The 24,822-nt window shown below is 31.6% G+C and carries 16 protein-coding genes; 11 read left to right on the top strand and 5 right to left on the bottom strand.

Annotation, left to right across the window (positions count from 1 at the left end):
• Positions 1-516 precede the first annotated feature (516 nt).
• From OCU55_RS17995 to OCU55_RS17960, 8 genes are all read left to right on the top strand, one after another.
• Positions 517-4,197 carry a CARDB domain-containing protein gene (locus OCU55_RS17995; protein WP_261853681.1) on the top strand — a complete coding sequence of 1,227 codons (3,681 nt, stop codon included), beginning with the start codon at positions 517-519 and terminating at the stop codon, positions 4,195-4,197.
• 391 nt (positions 4,198-4,588) lie between these two features.
• Positions 4,589-6,211 carry a glycoside hydrolase family 5 protein gene (locus OCU55_RS17990; RefSeq protein ID WP_261853680.1) on the top strand — a complete coding sequence of 541 codons (1,623 nt, stop codon included), beginning with the start codon at positions 4,589-4,591 and terminating at the stop codon, positions 6,209-6,211.
• A gap of 254 nt (positions 6,212-6,465) precedes the next feature.
• The gene (locus OCU55_RS17985; RefSeq protein WP_261853679.1) at positions 6,466-7,941 is read left to right on the top strand and encodes a methyl-accepting chemotaxis protein; all 1,476 of its coding nucleotides are present in this window, start codon (positions 6,466-6,468) and stop codon (positions 7,939-7,941) included.
• A gap of 944 nt (positions 7,942-8,885) precedes the next feature.
• Positions 8,886-10,604 carry an ABC transporter ATP-binding protein gene (locus OCU55_RS17980; RefSeq protein WP_261853678.1) on the top strand — a complete coding sequence of 573 codons (1,719 nt, stop codon included), beginning with the start codon at positions 8,886-8,888 and terminating at the stop codon, positions 10,602-10,604.
• Positions 10,605-10,607: 3 nt separating this feature from the next.
• Complete coding sequence (locus OCU55_RS17975) at positions 10,608-12,473, top strand: ABC transporter ATP-binding protein (RefSeq protein WP_261853677.1); 1,866 nt, start codon at positions 10,608-10,610, stop codon at positions 12,471-12,473.
• 240 nt (positions 12,474-12,713) lie between these two features.
• Positions 12,714-13,700, top strand: coding sequence for an alpha/beta hydrolase (locus tag OCU55_RS17970; RefSeq protein WP_261853676.1), 987 nt, complete (start codon positions 12,714-12,716; stop codon positions 13,698-13,700).
• A 60-nt stretch (positions 13,701-13,760) separates the two neighbouring features.
• Positions 13,761-14,054 (top strand): hypothetical protein, encoded by a 294-nt coding sequence (locus tag OCU55_RS17965; RefSeq protein WP_261853675.1) that lies wholly within the window; start codon positions 13,761-13,763, stop codon positions 14,052-14,054.
• Between the two features lie 729 nt (positions 14,055-14,783).
• Positions 14,784-16,205: a glycoside hydrolase family 1 protein gene (locus OCU55_RS17960; RefSeq protein ID WP_261853674.1), complete on the top strand. Its 1,422-nt coding sequence runs from the start codon at positions 14,784-14,786 to the stop codon at positions 16,203-16,205.
• A 259-nt stretch (positions 16,206-16,464) separates the two neighbouring features.
• Here the strand turns inward: OCU55_RS17960 and OCU55_RS17955 are convergent, their stop codons facing one another.
• Entirely contained in the window at positions 16,465-17,748 is a 1,284-nt protein-coding gene (locus OCU55_RS17955; RefSeq protein WP_261853673.1) for an Nramp family divalent metal transporter, read from the bottom strand.
• A 202-nt stretch (positions 17,749-17,950) separates the two neighbouring features.
• Between OCU55_RS17955 and mntR the strand changes: the two genes are divergently transcribed.
• A complete protein-coding gene (gene mntR, locus OCU55_RS17950; protein WP_261853672.1) occupies positions 17,951-18,421 on the top strand; it encodes a transcriptional regulator MntR in 471 nt (156 codons plus the stop codon).
• Positions 18,422-18,603: 182 nt separating this feature from the next.
• Here the strand turns inward: mntR and OCU55_RS17945 are convergent, their stop codons facing one another.
• Both OCU55_RS17945 and OCU55_RS17940 read right to left on the bottom strand, forming a co-directional pair.
• Positions 18,604-19,209: an HAD family hydrolase gene (locus tag OCU55_RS17945; RefSeq protein WP_261853671.1), complete on the bottom strand. Its 606-nt coding sequence runs from the start codon at positions 19,207-19,209 to the stop codon at positions 18,604-18,606.
• 239 nt (positions 19,210-19,448) lie between these two features.
• Complete coding sequence (locus OCU55_RS17940; RefSeq protein ID WP_261853670.1) at positions 19,449-19,868, bottom strand: hypothetical protein; 420 nt, start codon at positions 19,866-19,868, stop codon at positions 19,449-19,451.
• Between the two features lie 497 nt (positions 19,869-20,365).
• On the opposite strand from OCU55_RS17940, the gene OCU55_RS17935 reads away from it, so the two are divergent.
• The gene (locus OCU55_RS17935; RefSeq protein WP_261853669.1) at positions 20,366-22,024 is read left to right on the top strand and encodes an oleate hydratase; all 1,659 of its coding nucleotides are present in this window, start codon (positions 20,366-20,368) and stop codon (positions 22,022-22,024) included.
• A 111-nt stretch (positions 22,025-22,135) separates the two neighbouring features.
• On the opposite strand, the gene dhaS is transcribed toward OCU55_RS17935, so the two are convergent.
• On the bottom strand, positions 22,136-22,690 hold the full coding sequence (dhaS, locus tag OCU55_RS17930) for a dihydroxyacetone kinase transcriptional activator DhaS (RefSeq protein WP_261853668.1): 555 nt from the start codon (positions 22,688-22,690) through the stop codon (positions 22,136-22,138).
• A 357-nt stretch (positions 22,691-23,047) separates the two neighbouring features.
• Here dhaS and OCU55_RS17925 point away from each other — a divergent pair, with 357 nt between their 5' ends.
• The gene (locus OCU55_RS17925) at positions 23,048-23,971 is read left to right on the top strand and encodes a DMT family transporter (protein WP_261853667.1); all 924 of its coding nucleotides are present in this window, start codon (positions 23,048-23,050) and stop codon (positions 23,969-23,971) included.
• 323 nt (positions 23,972-24,294) lie between these two features.
• On the opposite strand, the gene OCU55_RS17920 is transcribed toward OCU55_RS17925, so the two are convergent.
• Complete coding sequence (locus tag OCU55_RS17920; protein ID WP_261853666.1) at positions 24,295-24,681, bottom strand: DUF1284 domain-containing protein; 387 nt, start codon at positions 24,679-24,681, stop codon at positions 24,295-24,297.
• Between the last annotated feature and the right edge of the window lie 141 nt (positions 24,682-24,822).

Here is a 24,822-nt window from a genome sequence, read left to right as displayed (position 1 = left end):
AAAAAAACAAATGGTTTCATATAGTTTGAAAAAGTGTGTAGTATTGCAAACCAATTAGCATAATAGTCTACTTTCTTTAGAATATATAAAATAGTATAGTTATGTTATTAAATCGTTTACGAGAATTTAATACATTTATTCAATAATCATAGCTTATATCTAATTATATTTTAAATATAAAAGTTACAATTCTACAATACCTCTAACGCTCTCTATATTAAATGACAAATCATATATGTTCGCAGCTTTATATTGATGTACCACTTCCTAATAAAATTTATTGTTTTTAAATTCTCTCACCAGAACCCGTGAGAGTTTTAAAAATAGATTTCGGTTCGAGGTGGTACATCTATGGATATACCTGTTCAATCTGATAAATTAAGAGGCTTGGATTAAATTTCATGAATTCAAACAAATATTAAAATGCTAATTTTTAAATTTATAGTTAATTGAGCGAAGTTCATATAATTATAAGTTTAATTATTAAGATTAAAAATTTAAAATGGAGGTAAAAAAATGAGAAGAGTCTTTAAAAAGTTAGCGACTATCTTTTTGGCAACCACTGTAGTGTTTGCGCAAAGTTTAGTACTTTCAAAGACATCTTATGCTGCAGATGCAGCGAACTTAGCAATTGGCAAATCCATGGTTGCGAACAATTATACTCAAACCTATGTAGCTACCAATGCTAATGACGGAAATGTAAATACTTATTGGGAGGGGGCTTCATATCCAAGTACTTTAACAGTTGACCTTGGAGCAGTTCAGTCTGTAAACAAGGTTGTATTAAAACTGAATCCTGACAGTGCTTGGGCAAAGAGAACTCAAACTCTATCAGTTCTAGGAAGCTCAGACAATTCAACTTATAATACTCTAGTTGCATCAACTACTTATACCTTTGACCCTGCAACAGGTAATTCTGTAACAATAAATTTCTCTAGTACAAGCCAGAGATATGTTAGATTAAATATTACTGCTAATAGTGGTGCTACTGGAGGACAAGTAGCTGAATTTGAAGTTTATGGTCCTGAAACAACAACAGGTAATCCTGATTTAGTTGTTACAGATATAACTTGGAATCCTGCAAGCCCTGCAACAAATAATGAAGTTACTTTTAGTGCAGTAATCAAAAATCAGGGAACTGCAGCAACACCATCTGGAGTTAAGCATGGACTTAGCTTGCTTGTAGATGGAACCCAAGTTAACTGGTGTGATAGTTTTAGTTCATCAATACCAGCAGGAGGAACTGCTACCTTAACAGCAAATGGAGGTCCATCTGGAAAATCAACTTGGACTGCTACAAGTGGAACTCATACTGTTAGAGCTTTCATAGATGATGTAAGCCTAATAGCCGAATCAAATGAAAGCAATAATACTTTAGATAAAAGTATAACCGTATCCTCTACTACACCACCACCAAGTGGAAATAAGTATGAAGGTGAAACTGCTGTGCTTTCAGGTGGAGCAAAAATAAATTCTGATCATACTGGATATTCAGGAAGTGGATTTGTAGATGGAATTCAAACATCAGGATCTTCACAGGCATTATTTACTGTTAATACAGCAACCGCAGGTTATTATGATGTAGATTTAAGATATGCAAATGCATACAATGGTAATCCTATGACTTTAAGTGTTTATGTTAATGGAAGTAAAGTAAGACAAACCTCATTACCAGCATTAGCTGATTGGAACACTTGGGGAGATAAAATAGAAACCTTATCCTTAAATGCAGGAAATAATACAGTAGCTTATAAATACGATTCAACAGATACAGGTAATGTAAATATAGATTATATTACTGTAAATACTTCAACTGCAGCTAAAGCAGATTTAGTAGTAACAGGCTTAACTTTTGCGCCAACTAATCCAACAGCTGGACAAACGGTTGCCTTTACTGCAAATGTTAAGAATCAAGGCGCTGCGGCGACTACAGCAGGAGTAAACAATGTTGTTGGTTTCAATATTGGAAGTACAAAGGTGACAGGTTCAACTACTTCATCAATTCCAGTAGGAGGAACAGCTACAGTTACTGGAACTTGGACATCAGTAGCAGGAACCTTTACGCCTACTGCAAACGTAGATGATACAAATGTAATAATTGAAAGCGATGAAACAAATAATTCTTATACAAGTGCTACACAATTAGTGGTTACAGCACCAACTAAACCAGATTTAGTGGTAACCAACGTATCATGGAGCCCAACAAACCCTCAAGCTGGAAACACAGTTACATTAACAGCAACCGTTAAGAATCAAGGTGCAGCAACAACTGCAGGAGTAACAAATGTTGTTGGCTTTAATATAGGAAGTACAAAAGTTACTGGTTCAACTACAGCATCTATAGCAACCGGTGCCACAGCTACAGTAACTGCAAGCTATACCGCAGTAGCAGGAACCTATGCAGTTTCAGCAAATGCTGATGATACAAATGCTTTTGCAGAAATCTATGAAACAAACAATTCATATACTAGCGGAACTCAAATGGTTGTAACAACTCCACCAGCACCAGGAAGTCGTGGGGCAACAGTACCTTATACAAGATATGAATCTGAAGATGGTACTTTAGGAGGCGGTGCAGTATTACGTACAGCTCCAACCTTTGATTATTCACTTACTGCTTCAGAGGCTTCAAATCAGAAGTATGTAGCTCTACCAACCAATGGTTCTTATGTTGAATGGACAGTAAACCAAGGCGGTGCAGGAGTTGATATGAGATTTACAATGCCTGACACAGCAGATGGAATGGGACTAAATGGGTCATTAGATTGTTATGTAAATGGAACAAAGGTTAGTACTATATCACTAACTTCATACTATTCATGGCAGTACTTCACAAGTGACCAGCCAGCAGATGCACCAAATGGTGGCCAAGCTGCGTTCCGTTTTGATGAAACTCACTTTAAGCTTCCTACAGCTCTTAAAGCTGGAGACAAGATAAGGATCCAAAAGACAAATGGTGATAGCATTGAATATGGAGTTGACTTCTTAGAAATCGAGCCAGTTCCAGTAGCAATTTCAAAACCAGCTAATGCACTTTCAGTAACAGACTATGGTGCAACACCAAATGATTCTACTGATGACCTTACTGCTTTTAATTCTTGTGTAAGTGCAGCAGCTTCTTCAGGAAAGACCGTATATATCCCTGAAGGTAAATTCAATTTAGGTGGTATGTGGACTATAAATGCAAATAATATAACTATCACAGGTGCTGGAATGTGGTATACCAATATTCAATTCACATCACCAAACTCAGCAAGTGGTGGTATATCTTTAAGAGTTACTGGAACAATTGATTTCAGCAATGTATATATGAATTCTATGCTTAGAACTAGATATAACCAAAATGCAATCTACAAAGCATTTATGGATAACTTCGGCACTAACTCTCGTATACATGACTTCTGGGAAGAACATTTTGAGTGCGGTTTCTGGGTAGCAGATTATGCTCATACTCCAGCTATACCTGCAGATGGATTAATAATATCCAATGGACGTGTTCGAAATAATTTAGCTGATGGTATTAACTTCTGTCAAGGTACTAAAAACTCTACAGTTCAAAACTGCAGCGTAAGAAATAATGGTGATGATGGATTAGCTATGTGGCCAGACAGCACTATGAATGCTCCAATGGAAGTAAACAACACTTTCAGCTACAATACAATCGAAAATAACTGGCGTGCAGCTGCAATAGCTATCTTCGGAGGTTCAGGACACAAAGCAACTAACAATTATATTAAGGATTGCTTTATGGGATCAGGTATCAGATTAAACACAGTATTCCCTGGATATCACTTTGAAAATAATACAGGAATTACTTTCTCAGATACTACAATAATAAACTCAGGTACAAGTAAGGATTGCTACAATGGAGAAAGAGGAGCTATAGATTTAGAAGCTTCAAATACAGGTATTAAGAACATTACTTTCTCAAATATAGATATAATAAATGCTCAAAGAGATGCAATACAATTTGGATATAGTGGTGGTTTCTCTAATATTAACTTCAACAATATCACTATAGATGGAACAGGAAAAGACAATATTACAACTTCAAGATTCTCACAACCACATTTAGGTGAAGCTATCTATACTTATACAAATAATGGAGCAGCTACCTTTACTAATCTAACTATGAGAAATATTGAAGCAACTGATCCTTATCTAGTTCAAAATGGATTTGTTCTAACAGTAAAATAAACTATATATGTATTAATAGAAAGGATATGTGAATAATTACTTCACATATCCTTTTTTATATAGAATTACAAAGTTTTTAAGGTAATATTACTTGCTTATTTCATTTGTTTTATTCTAAAAAGAGTAAAGTTAATGAAGCTTATTATATTTAACTAAAAAAAGCCCCCTAATCCAAATAAAAGCTACTTTGGTTTGCAGAAGATTATTAATATAATTATGTTGTTGAGGTCCATACATTAGTGTGAAAAATAGTTTTTGAGACATAAATTAAAGAGCTTAAATTGGAGACTTGATTATTGGATTCTGTGAAAACAATTACAATTAATAATTGAATTTATAAATACTAATGATATTTACTAGTAATAAATTCAGAATAAAAGGAGAAATAAATATGAACGAAAAATTTAGCAATAGCAGAGTAAAAGGCTTTTTGAGAGCAGAAGGAAAATCGATAGTAAATGAAGATGGAGAAGAAATCATACTGGCTGGATGGGGACTTGGAAATTGGCTTCTTCAAGAAGGATATATGTGGAAGGCTAAAAATATAAGATTCGATAGACCACACCGTATAGAAGGTGTAATAAGAGAGTTAACTGGAAGTAAATATTCAGAAGAATTTTGGGAAAAGTTTAGAGAACATTACATAACTAGAGAAGATATAAGGCTTATGGCAGAACAAGGATATAATTCTGTAAGAATTCCTTTTAACTGGAGAGTGCTAATGGAAGATGAGCCAGGGATAGTATGGAAAGAAGAGGGTTTCAAACTTTTAGATCAATGCATAGATTGGTGTGAAGAATATAAAATATATGTTTTTCTAGATTTGCATGGTGCCCCTGGTGGACAAACTGGTGCAAATATAGATGATTGTATTGATGATATACCTAGACTATTTACAGACAAAGATAGCTGGGATAAGGCAATTAGTTTATGGAAGAAGTTAGCCGAGAGATATAAGGATAGATGGATTGTTGGAGGTTATGATTTATTAAATGAACCAATAAGACCAGGATCTCCACAAGTTAAAAGTGTAGACTATTTGCTACCAAAGCTTGTTAAGTTCTACGAGGAAGTTATTTCAGCAATTAGAGAAATTGATACAAGACACATACTTTCAATTGAAGGCCATCATTGGTCAACTGATACAAGTATATTTTATAAGAAATATGATGATAACATGGTGATACATTTCCATAGATATGCTTGCTTACCACAAATAGATTCATTGAAGGAATTCATAGAAGTATCAAATAAACTGAATGTGCCATTATGGCTTGGTGAAACAGGAGAAAATATAAATCAATGGTATACAGCTTTATATCCACTAGCTGCAGAATTAAATATTGGCTATAATCTATGGCCATGGAAAAAGATGAGCTGCACTAACTCTCCATATTCCGTAGAATTGCCTGAGGGCTGGGACAAGATTATAGGATACATTGAGGGGGAAGCACATCCAGGCTACGAAGAAGCTACTGAAATATTAAATGCCTATTTAGAAAATATAAAGGTAGAGAACTGTAAATATAATTCCGAAGTCAGAAGCCATGTATTTAGAACTCCAGGGTGTACAGTTCGTGCAACTGATTTTGATGAGCTTCCTGGCAAGGGAAAGTCATATAGTGGGCTAAATGAAGAAGGAAATATGTATAAGTACAGATATAACACCGGAATGAAAATAATAGAGGCAATACCTGTAGAACAGCTTGAAAGAAGATTTGTTTTTGACTGCTTGTGGGACAGATTTGTATTGGAGTTACAAAGTGGTGAATTTGTGACATACTCTATAAACGATACTTCTAGTGAAAGTAGTATGTCGTTTGTGTATAGCTGTGATGAACCTGTAAATATATCTATAATTCAAGATGACAGAGAATTATGTATGCTAAATCTAGACACAATTAAGGATAAGAAGGCAATAGAGCCAATTTCAATTGAAGAAGCTAGTGAATCTAAAATTAAGATTATTGTAAATAAAGGTAAGTTGTATTTAGAGGAAATTAATTTTATTTAAACTTTGATATTAGTCTTATAAGAGAGGGAAGAAGATTCTCCCTCTCTTTTTATGTAATAACATTTTTACTGAAGTAAGTATAAAAAATTATTTTAAATAAGGCATTTTATGATATATTTTGATATAATATACATATTAATGACAAAATAAGTGGAAATGTAGCAAATATGTTTAGTAATATATAGAGGTTAGAAAACCGCTTTATATAAACAATATAAACAATATAACACATGATAATTAAGGAGATGAACGGAATGGAAAAGGGTTTGATGGTCAATAAAGGACAAGGATTTATGAAAGAGCATCTGAAAAAAGTAAATAAGGTAGTAACAGGGATTATAACCTTGCTATTTGCACTTTTAGTATTTTTGGGTATATTTTTAAAAACTCCTGCGCTTTTTGCTACTGCAGGAGTGATAGCAATAATTTTGGCATTTTCTGTTTTTTCAATCATTAAAAAGAAATACGAGATTCTCGTTGCATACATAACAATTATTATTATGAGTTTATCTACAGCTAACTCTACATCAGATGTAAATTCTATATATCTAATTCTGTTACCGATAAGTATTTCTGCATTGTATTTAAATTCAACTATATTTATAATAAGTGCACTTCTAGCAAATTTATCTGTAATTGGTAAGTTAGCATTTATAGGACAGTTTAATGTTAATACTATTATACAATTAGTAATTGTAAACTTTATAGCTTTAATAATTTATTTCATGACTAAATGGGGAAAAGATATGATCAAATTAGCTGGGGAGGAAGCCAGAAAGGCAGGGAGTTCTCTAGAAGATTTAAAAGATACTATGGGAGTAATAAATACTAATACAGTAGCTCTAGGAGAAGACATATCAAGCTGTTTTACTAATTTACAATCCGTTAAAGAAATAAGTGAAACAATGGTTGACACTGTTAATGAAGTAGTTACAGGAGTGACTGGACAAGCCACAGCTATAAATGAGATAAGCAATATGATGAATACTGCAGATTCAAAGGTTTTAGAAACCCAAGAGATTTCAAAGCAATTGGGAAATATTTCACATAAGACAAGTGAGCTAGTATCTAAGGGTTCTGAAAAGATAATACAAATGGACAAACAGATGAATATAATAAGTACTGCTGTAACTGAATCTGTTTCTACAGTAACTGAGTTGCAGGACAATATGGATATTATAAATAACTTTTTATCATCAATTGTGCAAATTGCAGAACAAACTAACTTACTAGCACTAAATGCTGCAATAGAAGCAGCTAGAGCAGGAGAGTCAGGTAAGGGCTTCGCAGTAGTGGCAGATGAAGTAAGAAAACTTGCAGAGGAAAGTGCAGATACAGTTAAGCAAATTAATGAAGTTATAAACACAATAAATAATAAGACTAAAAAGGTTTTAGAATCAGTACAAAATGGAAATGATGCTGCTAAGATTGGAGAAACAATCACAAAAGAAGTAAATGAAAGTTTTAAAAAGATTCAACAAGCCTTTATAGAAATTGATAAGAATATATCAACAGAACTTAAAGCTATTGAAAACACAAAGGCTATATTTGATAAAGTAAGCAAAGAATCTGAAAGTATGGCAGCTATTGCAGAAGAGCATTCCGCAGCTACTGAAGAAATGCTTGCGACTATAGAGGAAAACGACTCAAATATAGATAATATATTTAATTTAATGAATAAAATTAATACTTCAAGCGAGAATTTAAGAAATACAATGAAACAAGAATAGAGTTATTAATATTAACTGTAATTAAGTGGTTATGCATCCAATGCTTTAATGAGCTTGCGCAAAGAATTAATATGATTTTTTCATATTCCATGGCTAAAACTGTAAACTCACTACGTTCGAACAGTACAGTTTTACTTTTTAATAATCCATACTTTTTATAAATATTTTATGACTTAAATTTAAAAAAATAAAAATGCTATATGATTAAAAAGTAAAAAGTGAAAATATATCGCCTGCCAGAATTTCTTCACATACGTTCAGAAAAGGCAGATGCGTAAAAAAATCACTAATAAAGAACGATTAGCGATTTTTTAGAGCCATTCCATCGGAAAAAATCATTTAATTCTAGTTGCTCGCTCATAGAACATCTCCTGCATAACCACTTAATTTTAATAATATTAAATATATATTAAAATTGAAAAGCGAGATAAGAAGATATTACAAAACAGACGTTTATAGATTTTTATGAATAAAAGCCATGTATATAAGAAAATTGATTTTCTTTAATATGCATGGCTTTTGCTTTTATATATTTTGAGAGAGTCCTTCATTTTTATTTTCTATAGTCTTACAATAACTGGATTAGGAATTCATAATAGATCTGCCAAAGTTAGTAATGCGGATAATATAGATGTACCACTTCGAACCGAAATCTATTTTTAAAACTCTCACGGCTTCTGGTGAGAGAATTTAAAAATAATATATTTTATTACGAAGTGGTACATCCATATATTACTTCAGTAGCTAATAAAATAATTTTAGAAACAAAAAATTAACATATGAAAACCTATAACTATAGATACAAGCTGTTTTTATCACTAATAACAAGGAGTATAATAATGTGTGGAATTTAGATTTGTTTAAAGAGTGTACAAATATCTTTGAATATGTACAAATTAACTATTTAAGTTTGAACTCTATAGATGAAAGAAGGTATATATTTAATGAATTTATACAGCAAGTATTTTAAAAAGTACAAGATTCCTTTTTTGACTGCTGTTTTTTGCGTTGCCCTTGAGGCAGTATGTGATTTGCTTGGTCCAACCCTTATGTCTAATATAGTTAATACGGGTATAGAGCAAGGATCTCTTTCAAAGGTTTATTATTGGGGAGCACTTATGGTTTTAGTAACTATGATAGGTGCATGCTTTGCTGTTACACGAAATATTTTGGCAAGTAAGGTATCGCAACGTATGGGAGCAGATTTAAGATATGATCTATTTGAGAAGATTGTTCATTTCTCTGAATTAAGTGCAGATAAGCTTGAAAGTGGATCACTTATAACACGTATGACAAATGATACCTCACAAATTACTCAATTTGTAAATGGAATCATGAGAATTTTTCTAAAAGCGCCTATAACCTGTATTGGAAGTATTGTGCTTGCAAGTTTACTTAATTTTAAGCTCAGTCTTATTATTTATAGTGTGGTTGCAGTGGTAGCCATACTTATTATAGTAAGCATGCAATTAAGCTATCCACGTTTTTATAAATTGCAACAAGCCATGGATAAAGTTAACTCAGTAGTTCAGGAATATCTTATTGGAGTACGTTTAGTTAAGGCTTTTGGAACTTATGATAAGGAAACAGAGAAGTTTGAAGTTGCAAACACAAATCTCATGAAAAAAGGCGTAGCTTCACAGATGATTGTAACTTTAACTTCGCCACTAATTACACTTACCGTTGGAATTGGTACGGTGATTGTGATCTTAATGGGGAGCAGAATGTTTGTTTCAAAACTTGCTAATCCTGGAGATATTGCAGCCTTTACTATTTATATGGCACAAATTCTTACATCTTTAATTATGATAACAAATATATTTAATACCTTCGTAAGAACTAAAGCATCTACTGTACGTATAAAAGAAGTTCTTGATAGTGAGGAAGATTTCAATCATAGTGGAGAAAAGAAAGAACTAAATGGTGATATAGAGTTTAAAAATGTTACCTTTGCATACCCTAGTGGTAGTGGAGTGCCAGCTATAAAGGATTTATCTTTTTCAATTAAAGATGGGCAAAGTTTGGCTATAATTGGTCCAACTGGTAGTGGTAAGTCTACTATAGCTTGGTTGCTTTTGAGATTCTATGATATAAATAGTGGTTCCATATTAGTTAATGGACAAGATATAAAGAAGTTAGATATTGATTCTGTTAGAGACAATATTTCTATAGTGCCTCAAAAACCAATGCTTTTCTCAGGATCTGTAACTGAGAATATCAGATGGGGAAATAAAGAAGCTAGTGATGAATTAATACATGAGTCTGTAGATAAGGCACAGGCAAACTTTATTGAAAATATGCAAAATGGTTATGAAAGTATTTTAGGAAGCGCTGGTGTTAACATTTCTGGTGGACAAAAGCAGCGTCTTTCAATAGCTCGTGGAATACTTAAAGATTCCTCAGTAATTATATTAGATGATGCAACAAGTGCATTAGATGCAGTAACTGAAGCTAAGGTCAGAGAAAATCTTAACCCTAAGATAACTAAAAAGACTGTAATTACTATTACTCAACGCTGTGGAACAGCTATGTTTGCTGATAAGATTTTGGTTATGGACAATGGTGTTAAAGTTGGATATGGAACTCATGCTGAACTTATGCAGACTTGTGAGATATACCAAGATATTTATAAGACACAAATAGAAAGCAGCAAGGAGGTGTAAGCTATGGCACAACAAATTTCCAGACCTGAAGTAAAGGCGCCATCTATTGGAGGAAGACCAGGTGGTGGTGGACCTAATAGATTTGCACCTACTGCAAAGCCTAAAAATGCAAAAGGTACCTTAAGTAGAATCATAAAGATATATATGAGATGGGCTAAGACAATTTTTGTAGCTATGGTGCTTACTGTATTCTCATCAGTAATTTCAGTAGCGATACCTTATTTTATAGGAAAAACCTTTAATACCTTCAAGATTTCTAATAGAACAGTAGATACAAAAACACTTGTAGGATTTTTATGGATAATTATAGCTTTGTATATAACCAATTGTATTATATCTTGGGTCAATGGAGTCATAATGCTTAAGGTTTCACAAAGGTTAGTACTTGTACTACGTACAGAATTTTTTGAGAAGATGCAAAAGCTACCGCTTAAGTTTTACGATACACGTTCTCATGGGGATACAATGAGTAGAATTACAAATGATGTGGATAATATCAGTTCTACTATCGCGCAGACAACCACTCAGTTAATCTCAAGTGTTTTAACCCTTACAGGCTCCTTTGTGGTTATGATTACACTAAATGTTCCACTAACCTTTGTAGTTTTGTTATGTATTCCGCTAGTAGTGCTTTTGACTCGTCTAATTGCATCGAGAAGCCGCTCATACTTCTTAGCTCAACAGAGAAGTCTTGGCTCACTTAATGGAGTTATTGAAGAAAATATACTTGGGTTAAAGATGGTAAAAGCCTTTGGCAAGCAGCAAGACGTATTGGAACAGTTTAAAGAAATAAATGAAAAGTTATTTGAAAGCAGCAGTAAAGCTCAAACATGGGCTGGTTATATGATGCCTCTTATGAATGTTATCAACAATTTTATTTTTGCAATAGTAGCTATCGTCGGCGGAATATTGTCAGTAGGGTATGGGTTAGCTGTTGGTACAGTTGTTAGCTTTTTGAGTTATTCAAAGCAATTTGCTCAGCCTCTTAACTCTGTTGCTGGTATGTTTAACACAATTCAATCAGCACTTGCAGGAGCTGAACGTGTTTTTGAGATTTTGGATCATGAAGAAGAAACAGCAGATATAGAAAATGCTATTGAAATTGCAAATCCAGAAGGGGAAGTTTCTTTTGAAAATGTATGTTTTTCATACAACAAAAATACTCCTATTTTAAAAGATATTAGCTTTAATGTTAAAGCTGGAGAGACAGTAGCACTGGTTGGTGAAACTGGAGCAGGAAAAACTACAATTGTTAACCTTCTTACTCGCTTTTACGATGCAGATAGTGGAAATATCTTAATTGATGGTGAATCAATAACTAATTTAAAAAGAGATAGTTTAAGAAACTGTTTTTCAGTAGTACTTCAAGATACTTGTTTATTTACTGGTACTATAATGGATAACATAAGATATTCACAAAAAGATGCAACGGATGAGCAAGTTATAGAAGCATCAAAAATAGCACATGCTCATGATTTTATTGATAAGCTTCCAAAAGGCTATCAAACTATGGTGTCTGGTGCTACTGATAACCTAAGCCAAGGACAACGGCAGCTTATCTCCATAGCAAGAGCAGTGTTATGTGATAGTCCTATACTTATACTTGATGAAGCAACAAGCAGCGTTGATACAAAGACTGAAAAAGATATTCAAAGAGCTTTAACGAAGCTTATGAAAAACCGTACTAGCTTTTTAATAGCCCATCGTCTATCTACTATTAGAGATGCAGATCATATAATGGTTATTGGTGGTGGAACTATACTAGAAAGAGGCGATCACAGAAGCCTTATGGAGAAAAAAGGACGATATTATGATATGGTTATTAGTCAGATGGGAAAATTGCCACAGTTGCAGGAAGCTGATAAGTAAAAGGTAAGTTAAACATTGAGCTATAAACCTTAAAGGTGGTTGTATAAAAAATATACGACCATTTTTGTTATTTATGGTAAAATTATATAAAGATGCGCCTAATCAATTGAAAAACTTTTTTTAAAAACTACTCTGAATCATAAGAGGAAAGCTTAAGAAAATAAACAGGATAAAGTGGTGCATTTATTGATATGCACAAATTACTAATACAGTTTAAGGAACATAAAGGAGAAGTAAACTTTGAGGGGTATAATAGCAAAGATAGCAGATAGCTACGGATTAAGTTGTTTGCATAAAGAATACAGTAAAACAGATCAATTTTACTTTAATGAAGAAGAGTTTTCGTTAATTGATGGTGATTACAAGAAATTTTATACTAGACCCAATTTGCCAGAAATTCATTTTCAGCAAAATAAAATTGAAAGTGGATATTCAAAGGGAAAATTAAAGTTTTCAAGTGAAATAGATAATGGAGATATCAATGCTGATTCTATCTTTTATTATAACTTGTGTAAAGATGAGCCTAAAAATACAAGTGTTATATTGATACATGGCTGGAGATCTGAAGAGCTAAATAGATTAGAAAATGTGTTTCTAAGCAGTTTTATTGAAGAAAGCTATGATATTTATAGTTATATATTGCCTTTCCATATGGAAAGATGCCCTGCTGAAGCTGTGTATAGCGGGGAATACTTTTTTAGTGCTAACGTAAATAGAACGCTTAAATCAGTACAGCAGTCCGTTAGTGATATTAGAGCTTTAATAAGATGCATAAAAGAAGAAAAATGCGGCAAAGTAATTATCATTGGTCTAAGCTTAGGTGGTATGATATCTAATCTACTATGCGAAGTAGAAGAAAATATTGATATATTAATTTCATTATTTTATGCCAATGACTTACATTTTACTGCCTATGAAACTATAGTAGGGAAGTTTGTGAAAGAAGATTTTATGAAAAATGGTTTTGATAAAGAACAGTTAAAAAGAAGTTGGAGTATTATAAATCCAAGTTTGAAGAAACCTTTGATTGATCGTGATAAAATACTTCTTGTTTCAGGATATTATGATAAATACATAATGAATAAAGATAGTGATATATTATGGACTAACTGGGACAAGCCAAAGAGATATGTATACAAGTGCGGTCACTCTGGCATTGTACTAAATAAAAGTAGAATCAGAAATGATGTATTAAGCTTTATACATGAAAGAGAGTATTGTCACTAATTTTATTCAATAGAAAGCATGAAGGGGAAGCTATAAAATGAGAATAGGGGAGTGGAAATAATGAATTACTTTTTACCAATAACAGTGATAATAATGAGTTATTTAATTTCTAATTTTGTTTGCAAATTTATAGATTTTCTTTCTGTATTAAAGATAGTTTTTAAAATTAAATTTAAAAGACAAGCTAATACTGTATGTGTTTTCTTAATTATAGTTCTCATAATTGCTACTAGTTTTTTGTTTAAATTAAATATTATAGATAGAAATATAATAAATTCTATAGGACTATTTTTGGGCGTTTTAGTAGTAGATATCAATTCTAATCTTTTAAATAGTTTAAAAAATAAAATCTAACATTATCCAGACATTAAAGAGATGAGAAAATAATTTTAAGAATAAAGTAATTACATAATATGTAACAATTGTAAAGTTAGCAAATGATTAAATGATTTTTAAGGAGAATTATGAATAAGAAGATTAAAATTATAATATATATTATCGCACAAATTTCAATATTACTAGCTTTGTTTTTAATCACATTGTTGACAATAAAGTATCATATCCAAATTGGATTTTCGATGATGATACTTTCGATTACACAATTGTTTCTTGTTGTGTTTGTAGCTAGTAATTTTAAAAAAGGTAGGTAATTTTAATAAAAGTGCAAGTTCATAAAATATTAAGTTACTTAATAAGTTGTTATTGTATCGAGGATTGATTTTTCTATATTATTGTAAGTAAGGTACTACAATAATTTTCTCAATTTGAAAATCCGTTGACTTCATTTGGACAACTATGATAGCATATATACAAATAGAACATTGTTGTAGGATTGTAACTGCTAGGCAGGCAAAACCTAAATTGATATGAGGTGTCTTATTAAGAAATCTGATATTAGTTTAGGTTTTTTTATATCCTAAATTAGAAGCGTATTTATATAGATATATGATTGTATTTATGGTTAAAGCATTAAACTTAATCTTGAATCAAAGATCTTAAGTTATAAGCTAGCAACAAAGATATTTTCAAACAATATAGAGTGTTAATGTAAAACTCATACATAGAAAACAGGAGGAATATAATATGGAAAACAAAATTAAGTTCCCAGAAGGATTTTTATGGGGCGGAGCTACTGCTGCAAACCAACTTGAAGGTGCATACATTGAAGACGGTAAAGGTTTATCAACACAAGATATAGCACCAAGAGGAATTATGGGACCTCTTACTGAAGAACCTACAGAAGATAACATGAAGCTTATTGGTATTGACTTCTACCATAGATATAAAGAAGATATAAAGCTATTTGCTGAGATGGGCTTTAAGACTTTTAGGTTATCCATTGCATGGTCAAGAATATTCCCAAATGGTGATGATAAAGAACCTAATGAAAAAGGATTACAATTTTATGATAATGTTTTTGATGAATTAGCTAAGTATGGAATTGAGCCACTTGTTACTATATCTCATTATGAAACTCCACTAGCTCTAGCTAAAAACTATAATGGATGGGTTAATAGGAAGCTTATAGGTTTCTTCGAAAACTATGTAAGAACTATCTTCACAAGATATAGGGACAAGGTAAAGTATTGGCTTACTTTCAATGAAATAAACTCAGCACTTCATGCACCTTACATGAGTGCTGGAATATGGACTCCAAAGGAAGAGTTGAGTAAGCAAGACTTATATCAAGCAATGCATCATGAACTAGTTGCTAGTGCATTAGCAGTAAAAGTTGGACACGAGATAAATCCAGAATTTAAGATTGGATGTATGATTCTTGGAGTTCCTAACTATCCATTAACTTCAAAGCCAAGTGATGTACTTAAGGCTATGGAACAAGATAGAGAAAATCTTTTCTTTGCAGATATACATGTAAGAGGAGAATATCCAAGATACATGAATAGAATATTCAAGGAAAACAACATAGAAATTAAAATGGAACCAGGCGATAAAGAGATATTAAAGAATACAGTAGACTTTATTTCTTTCAGCTATTACATGAGTTCTTGTGCAACTGCAGATCCAGAGATGAATAAAAAGGGAGAAGGAAATATTCTTTCAGGAGTTCCAAATCCATATCTAAAAGCTTCAGAATGGGGATGGCAGATAGATCCAGAAGGATTAAGATATATCTTAAATCAATTATATGATAGATATCAAAAACCATTATTTATAGTTGAAAACGGCTTAGGTGCAGTGGATGAATTAATAACTGATGAAAATGGAAATAAGACTGTAAATGATGATTATAGAATCAATTACTTAAATGATCATTTAGTTCAAGTAGCAGAAGCAATCGAAGATGGTGTTGAGCTTATGGGATACACCACTTGGGGATGCATAGATTTAGTAAGTGCGTCAACTGCTCAGCTTAAAAAGAGATACGGCTTTATATATGTAGACAGACATGATGATGGAAGTGGTACTCTAGAAAGATACAAGAAAAAGAGTTTCGATTGGTATAAAGAAGTTATAGCTACTAACGGAACAAGCTTGAAGAGATAGGGTAAGTAAATATAATTAATTTATAGTGAAAGAGCTTATAACTCAGTGTAGTTGTAAGCTCTTTTTTTATTGTGAAGGAAAACATAAAATCTTTATGCCGTCTAAATCTAGAAGTTTCAAGTGAGTGCATAACCTTTTAAAGAATACAGTAAAGAATAAAACTTGTTCGCTTGCCAAGTTTTTTTCGTATATATTAGGAAAGGCAGGTGCACAAAAAAATTACTGAAGAAAGTTGCTTCAGCAATCTTTTTTATTAATATCATATAAGTAAAGAATATATTAAAACAGCATTTAACACTATAATAACTGCTGCTATTAGCCATCCTAGATATTTAACAATAGGTTTATTAACAAAGGCACCCATTAAGTCTTTTCTACTGGTGATTATTAGCATACAGATGATTGTCACTGGTAGTACAAAACTTAGGCATACCTGACTCATCAATAAGGCTTTCATAGGGTTTACTCCAATTAATATCACAAGGATTCCTGGAAGCATGGTAATTATTCTGCGTATGATTGCAGGCATTTTTACGTCTACAAAGCCATCCATGATTGTTTCACCTGCCATTGCTCCTACAGAAGATGATGAAAAACCAGAAGCAAGTAATGCTGCACCAAAGGCACCACTTGAAAGTGTACCTAAAAGTGGTTCTAAAGATCTATGAGCTTGCTCTATAGAATCAACAGTTATACCTCTACTATAGAAAACTGAAGCAGATACTATAACCATGGCTGCATTTACGATAAAAGCAATGTTCATTGCAACGAAAACATCAATTTTTTCCATCTTTAAATGAGTCTTTTTTTCTCCAAGGGTTTCACTATTACGACTTTGAACTAATTCGGAATGAAGATATATAACATGCGGCATGACAGTAGCTCCTAACATGCCTACTGCAATTAAAAGCGCTTGGCTATTTGGAATAGAAGGAAGTAAAGTATGCATAGCTACCTGATTCCACTCAGGCTTTGCAAGGAATAATTCAATGGTGTATGAAACGCAAATAATAGCTACAAGTATTGTTATTACAATCTCAACAACTCGCTGACCGTATTTTTGGAGGTAAGCTATCAGTAAGGTAATTATTGCTGTCAATAGTACCGAATAGCTTAGGGGTATTCTAAACAGTAGATAGAGGCCTAGCACACCACCAATGAATTCAGCCATGGTTGTGGCCATTGCTGCAAGGGTTGATATTATAAAAAAGAACCAATTCGCCTTTTTAGAGAATACGTCTCTACACATTTCTGTTAGATTTTTACCTGTTGCAATACCTAATTTCGCTGACATGATTTGAAGAAATATTGCCATTAGGTTACTCCATAGAATAACCCATAAAAGGTTATAATTAAAGATCGATCCACCACTAATATTGGTAGCAAAGTTACCTGGATCAATATATGCAACACTAACAATAAAAGCAGGACCAAAAAACTTTAAGACTCCTCTAAGTTTTTTTAGTATGATCAAGAAATTATTTATTCTAGGCCTTGTAGCTTCAATACTACTAGGGTTTTTTATGAAGTATTCTTTGTTCATATTTAATTCACCTTCTGTATGAAATATGATAAATAATGATTTAAAAAATGTATTGATTATAAAAATTAGCCTATGCTAAAATTTTTAACCTAATTTAAGTTATGAAGGATTATATAAAAATGTTACTCTAGTGTAATTTTTTTACCATCTAGTGCATATAATTTACTAAGGCTTTTTAAACCTTAAAAGTAGGTGAGTAATTTTGGACAATAACTCTTTTCATACCTTTAGTGAATATATGAAAAATGAAGAAAATTTGCTTACAGCTTCTATGGAAGATTACTTAGAAATGATATATAGATTATCCATAGATAAGGGGTTTACTAGAATAAATGAATTATCTGAAGCTCTCAATGTGCATCCACCATCTGCCACCAGAATGGTTCAGAGGTTAGGTGAATTGAATCTGTTATTATATGAAAAGTATGGAGTAATAATACTGAAAGATGAAGGTAAGAAATTAGGAGAGTTTTTATTGAAAAGGCATAAAACCATAGAAGCTTTCTTAAGAGTACTTGGTATAAATGAAGAGAAAATATTAAAAGAAACAGAAAAAGTTGAACATACATTGAGTGATGAAACCACTAGATGTTTTGAAAAATATATTTGTTTTATAAAAGATAATCCAGATGTGATCAGTAGATTCGATGACTACAAAAATTCAAAATCATAGATATAAAATAGTATTAAACCTAAAAAAGATACTTAATAAGCTAAGATATATCCTAGCTTATTAAGTATCTTTTTTATTCTTTAGTTTATTGAACCGATATATTTCAATAGTTTTAGAGGTTTTTTTATAGCTAACCAGTTAACTTCAATGAAGCGCTTTAACAGCACTATTTTAATATATGTTTATATGTGGATATTATAAGTTTTTAAATGGTCTTTTAGAAGAGTTGGATCTTTAAGTAGGATGGTATTGATTCCAAGACTTTTAGCTCCTTCAACATTTTCTTCAACATCATCTATAAAAATTGACTCTTCAGGGTTGAGGTCATATTTTTCTATTAATCTTCTATAGATAGCTTCCTCAGGTTTTATAAGTTTTTCTTTATAAGATACAATTCCACCATCAAAGAGTTTAAAAAAGTCATATTTTTCGATTATATGCTCAAAGGCAAGTAAGTGGAAATTGGATAAAAAGTAAACCTTATAATTTGAATCCTTTAGTAATTTTAACACTTCCACTGATGGTTCAATAGGAGTAAGAAGGTCATACCAATTTTCGAAGGAAAGTCTTATTAAGTCACCATTATCAATGCTTCTATTTGCTATAGCATTTTTTGCATCTTCTTCAGTAATGGTACCTCTATCAAGCATTATCCATTCTTCACTCTGAAATAATTCTTTGTAAACTTCTAAAACCTTGTCATGATGTGGAATTTTTGAACTTAGGTACTCAATGGGATTGAAGCTCAGTAGTACATTTCCTATGTCAAATATAATATTTTTATACATTATTAATACCACCTTATTAATTTTATAGATTATAATTAATTGAAGCTAGTTGTTTTTATGGAAATTAATAGATAATGATATAATTATATATTTTTAAAATAAAAGTGTAAATAAAGAGGCTTTATAATGTTAAGGATTCATTATAAAAACTCAATATAGGGTATAATAAAAAACTCACTGAGTCTTCTTCAGCGAGTTTTTTGCGTATCTGCTTTTCAAAATTTGTATGAGAAAAAATGTTACTTCTGCTTATATACACCAAAGCCAGTGATGATTAATTTATTCCAACCAGTTACCTCATCGTCAATCCATCTGAACTCAATATTAAGTTCCTTAAGCCATGCATTAAGTCCGTTACTCTTCTTGCTTACATTTGGAGATTGTCTTCCAAACTTTTCTTTAATCATTTCAAGTAATTCAGATTGTTCCTCTTGAGCTAATTCCTTACCTAACATTTCTTTGATAATCTCGCGACATTCTGAATAGGATAGATGGTCTTCAGAGTATATCTCGTTAGCCAATAACTGTCTCTTGTTATTTAAGCTAGCAATTACTTCATTTATTTCATCTGTATTTGATAGATACTTTTTAGCTACATTTATAGATAATATATCATTGTCTATTCTAATTATTGATTTTTCTAGTTTTTCATTTCTCATATTAGTGTTCTCACTTTACTTTTTTTATTTGGTTGTTATTTTGATTTTCACATAAGGAAGGACAAATCTGAAACTAAAACTATTTATAAAGCTCTAGTTGTCTATAATCAAACTTATATATATCTTAAATAACAATAAGCAATTATAGCACTAAATCAATAATCTTACAAAGTAAACTATTAAGTATAGATTAAAATGTAATATATATTCAAATAAACTTAACTAAGAAAAAGTGGATAGGAGTATATTGTTTTACGTTTTATGGTTAACGTCAAAAAAACAGACACTTTTAATATTGTGTATGTTTTTTAGACAAACCTTAAAAATTGATTATTCAACATCTTTTTAATAAGAATTATATTAAAGATGTACCAACTGAAGCTGAAGTGCTTTTCAGAATTCTCACAGATTTTTCTAAGAGAAATGGTACATATATAAATCTAAAAAGTAAGTTAAGTGCACTTATAAAAAATGGGATAAAGAGAGGTTGATAAAAGATGAGGTTTAATTTTGATAGGAATTTAGAGGTAGATAAAGTACAGGCTTATTTAGTTGGAGGAGGAATTGCATCTCTTTCTGCAGCTGTATATCTAATTAGAGATGGTCACGTTCCAGCAAAGAATATTCATATACTTGAACAAAGTAGTATAACAGGCGGAAGCATGGATGGTAATGGCAATCCTGAAACTGGTTATATAATTCGTGGTGGAAGAATGTTTGATGAAGAAGCATATGAATGTATCTTTGGAATAATGGAATGTATTCCTTCACTAACTGATCCTAACGTTTCAATAATGGATGAGTTCAGAGCATTTAATAAAAAAATTCATACATCATCAAAAGCCAGATTAATAGATAATGATGCGAAAATATTAGAATCATCAAAGCTTGGATTTAATCGTGAGGATAGATTAGCGTTAATAGATATATTAATGCAATCAGAAGATTCCTTGGGTACTAAAGATATTACATCATGTTTTCCAAAATCATTTTTCGAAACTAATTTCTGGTATCAATGGACTACAACCTTTGCGTTTGAACCTTGGCACAGTGCAGTAGAATTTAAGAGATATCTTCATAGATTTTTCCATGAGCTACCAAGAATTAGTGATTTATCCGGAGTGCGACGTACACCATACAATCAATATGATTCAATAATACTACCTATGACTCAGTGGCTGAAAGCTCAAGGTGTAGATTTTCAGTATGAGTGCTTAGTTACTAACTTAGAGTTTAAAACACAAGAAGATAAAAAGACTGTTGTAGGGATTGATTACAAAAAAGGTAATAAAGAAGATAGAATAATAGTTGAAGATAGCGATTTTGTTTTTGTAACAATTGGTTCTTTAACAGCAGGAGCTAGTCTTGGTTCTATGACAAATGCTCCAACATTAAATGACAAAACTGTCGGTGGTGATTGGGAGCTTTGGGAAAAGATTGCTAAGGAATCACCGGAGTTTGGAAGACCACAGGTCTTCAACCAAAGAGTAGAAGAATCAATGTGGGAATCATTCACAGTTACCCTTAAGGATCCTACAATGGTGGATAAAATAGTAGAATATACAGGAAATCAGCCAGGAACAGGTGCTCTTATGACCTTTAAGGACTCAGGTTGGTTTATGTCAATAGTGCTACACAATCAACCTCATTTTATAAATCAGCCGGATAATGTGCAAGCTTTCTGGGGTTATGCTTTATTCCCATATAATGAAGGTGACTTTGTAAAGAAGAGAATGATAGACTGCACTGGGGAAGAAATATTAACTGAACTTTTATATCATCTTAATTTTAAAGAAGATATGGAAAAGATTATGAGTACATCGATCTGTATTCCTTGTATAATGCCATTTATAACTAGTCAGTTTTTAACAAGATCAAAAGGGGATAGACCACAAGTAGTACCAGAATCTTCAACTAACTTAGCTTTCCTTGGACAATTTGCTGAAATACCAGATGATGTTGTATTTACAGTAGATTACTCAGCAAGATCTGCACAAATGGCTGTTTATAAATTCCTGGATTTAGATAAGGAAGTTACCCCTATATATAAAGGGCAATACGATGCTAGAGTACTTCTAAATTCAGCTATGGTTATGATGAAAGATGATAACTTGCGAGAAGAGATTATGGCACTTAAATCAATGATTATGAAATAGTTTAATTTTAAGGTTTCCAAGTGATCTGTAAAAAGAAAGCTTGGAAACCTTTATTGTTAAATTCAAGAGTATGTTCTACTTATTGTGAAATTATTTATTCACTTAAAAACTCTAATATCTAGACAATGCCCCCAGCATACTACCTTCAACTATATTTTTAACTTGATCTACTAAGGTTTGGCAGGATTCCTTCATCCCAGCTTTAATCCATTGAACTATTATTCCAACAAAAGCATGGGTATAAAAATCACAGATAAACTTTTTGCTGGTATCAGGGACTTTCATTCCTATGGATAGATCGTTAACAACCCCCATGATTAATTCATAACTAAATTCGAAGAAATAACTATCGAAAGCATTTTGACCAGGAGTATTAAGCGCATTAATATAAAAAGATTTATTTTTAGATAGATAACATAAAGTTCTATACATACCGTCAGTCCAGTTATCATAATGTCTGCAGTTTGATATACTTTCTGTGACTTCAGTATAATAGATCCAATTTACAAGGTCGAATTTATCTCTAAAATGATAATAGAAGGTTTGTCTATTTAACCCGCAGTTGTCTGCAATTTCTTGTATAGATATTTTAGATAGTGGAATAGTTTTCATTAAATCCTTAATAGAAACAGCAAGAGCTTTTTTGGTTATCAATGATTCTGACATATTAATCTCCTATAACTGTAGTTATATATAACAATGTAGTTTATCTATATGGAATGATTATAGATTATATTATAATAAACTATAGTCAATCATTCAATTCTATACTTTATAGATTATAAATTGAGTCATTATTGTTTTTTTCTCGAACATTTAATAATATAATTATTATAGTCTTTTTAGTACTTTAGCTGAGAAAGTTGATGGTTGAATATACTTAAGTAATAAAAGGAATTTAATTAGAGATGTACCAGTCCAATTAGAAATCTATTTTTAAAACTCCTCTGGGTTCTGAGAGGAGAATTTAAAAATACAAATTTATTACGAAGTGGTGCATCCATATATAATAGGAGAAGCAAAATGGATAAAAGTAGGTTTTATACAAATAGAAAAAACATAATATTGCTAGCGACTTTATGCTGTATTTTATGGGGAAGTGCATATCCATCAATAAAGATTGGATACAGTTTATTTAATGTAGACGCTAATGATGTAGGATCAAAACTAACATTTGCAGGCTATAGATTTACAATGGCAGGAGCCTTTGTTTTGTTATTAAGTATAATAATGAAGAAAAATATATTTGATTTTACTAAGAAACAATTTGGACAAGTAGCTTCACTTGGGTTTTTGCAAACGGCTCTTCAATATATTTTTTTCTATATTGGAATGTCGTATACTACAGGAGTTAGAGGAGCTATTATAAATGGTACAGGCACTTTTATAAGCATTTTGATGGCTCATTTCATTTATAAAAATGATAGATTAAATGCTAATAAAGTAGTTGGTTGTATTGTTGGGTTTGCTGGGGTCATAATTGTAAATCTCAATGGTCAATCAAGTAGTGGAGCTTCTTTTTCCTTTAGAGGAGAAGGATTTATACTTATCTCTACATTTATTTTTGCCATATCTGCAATTTACGGAAAGAAAATAACACAAAAGTCAGATCCATCCATAGTTACTGGTTATCAGCTATTCATAGGTGGAATTATATTAACGATATTAGGATTTATTTTAGGCGGAAAGCTGCAAGGGTTCACTCTTAAGTCTACTGCCCTTCTAATATATATGGCGTTACTATCTTCAGTGGCTTTCGCACTATGGACTCAACTATTAACTTATAATAAGGTAGGACTAATATCTGTATTTAATTTTTTAATACCTGTGTTTGGAACTTTGTTATCAGCGTTGTTCCTAGGTGAAAATATATTTGATATAAGAATTTTAATAGCACTGATATTAGTATGCTATGGAATATTTTTAGTCTATAAGGTGAGAAAATAAAACTTATTCTTCAGTAAGTTTAGATATATACATTAGAAAAGACACTAAGGGTTATTTTAGTGTCTTTTCTATTTTTTGGTAAGGATATATTTTTACTTTTTAATCAGATGTTTTTTTTACTTTATTGAATTTAAGATATAAAATATTTATAGAATGCATGGATTTTTAAAAAGTAAAACTGTACTGTTCGAACGTAGTGAGTTTACAGTTTTAGCCATGGAATATGACAAAATCATATTAATTCTTTGCGTAAGCTCATTAAAGCGTCGGATGATTAACTATTTAATTAAACACGGTGATTTAACAGAGCCTTTAGTAAGGATTCAAACCCTCTTAGGAAGGTTTTCACAAATATCAAGCCATTCGCAATTTATGCAAACTTCTTTAAGTTTATTAGTTTTAAATATAGAAGCTTGTATCTTTTTCTTAAAATCTTTCCAATATATAGTGTCACCAAAATTTAAACCACATAGTTCAAGGCAAGCCATGTCATAGTAATCAGGTTTTTGGCCAGATAAACAGCTATTATTTTTATTATTAGGACAAAAGCTACAGATATCATCTACACCAGATACTAAGGTGATTTTAGGGTTGCTGCTATCCTCTAGTATATTTATTATATTTTTCATATTGGAAATAAAGTCATCACTATACCCTTTTCCTATAAAGTGCTGTATACAAAGTCCGTGATGTGGTCTTAGGTAAATCATTTTTATGTTCCCTCCAACGATCCAGTAAAAACTTATTAGTAAGTTCATTATAATATAAGTTTATTATATAGGAATTATTTTAGGATAAAATCTATCGGAAGAAAAAAGTAGGTAGGTGTTATGCTGTGAATATGTATAAAT

The organism is Clostridium folliculivorans, assembly GCF_024341905.1.
Lineage (GTDB): Bacteria > Bacillota > Clostridia > Clostridiales > Clostridiaceae > Clostridium_AR > Clostridium_AR folliculivorans.
This window is presented reverse-complemented; position numbering and strand designations above follow the sequence as displayed.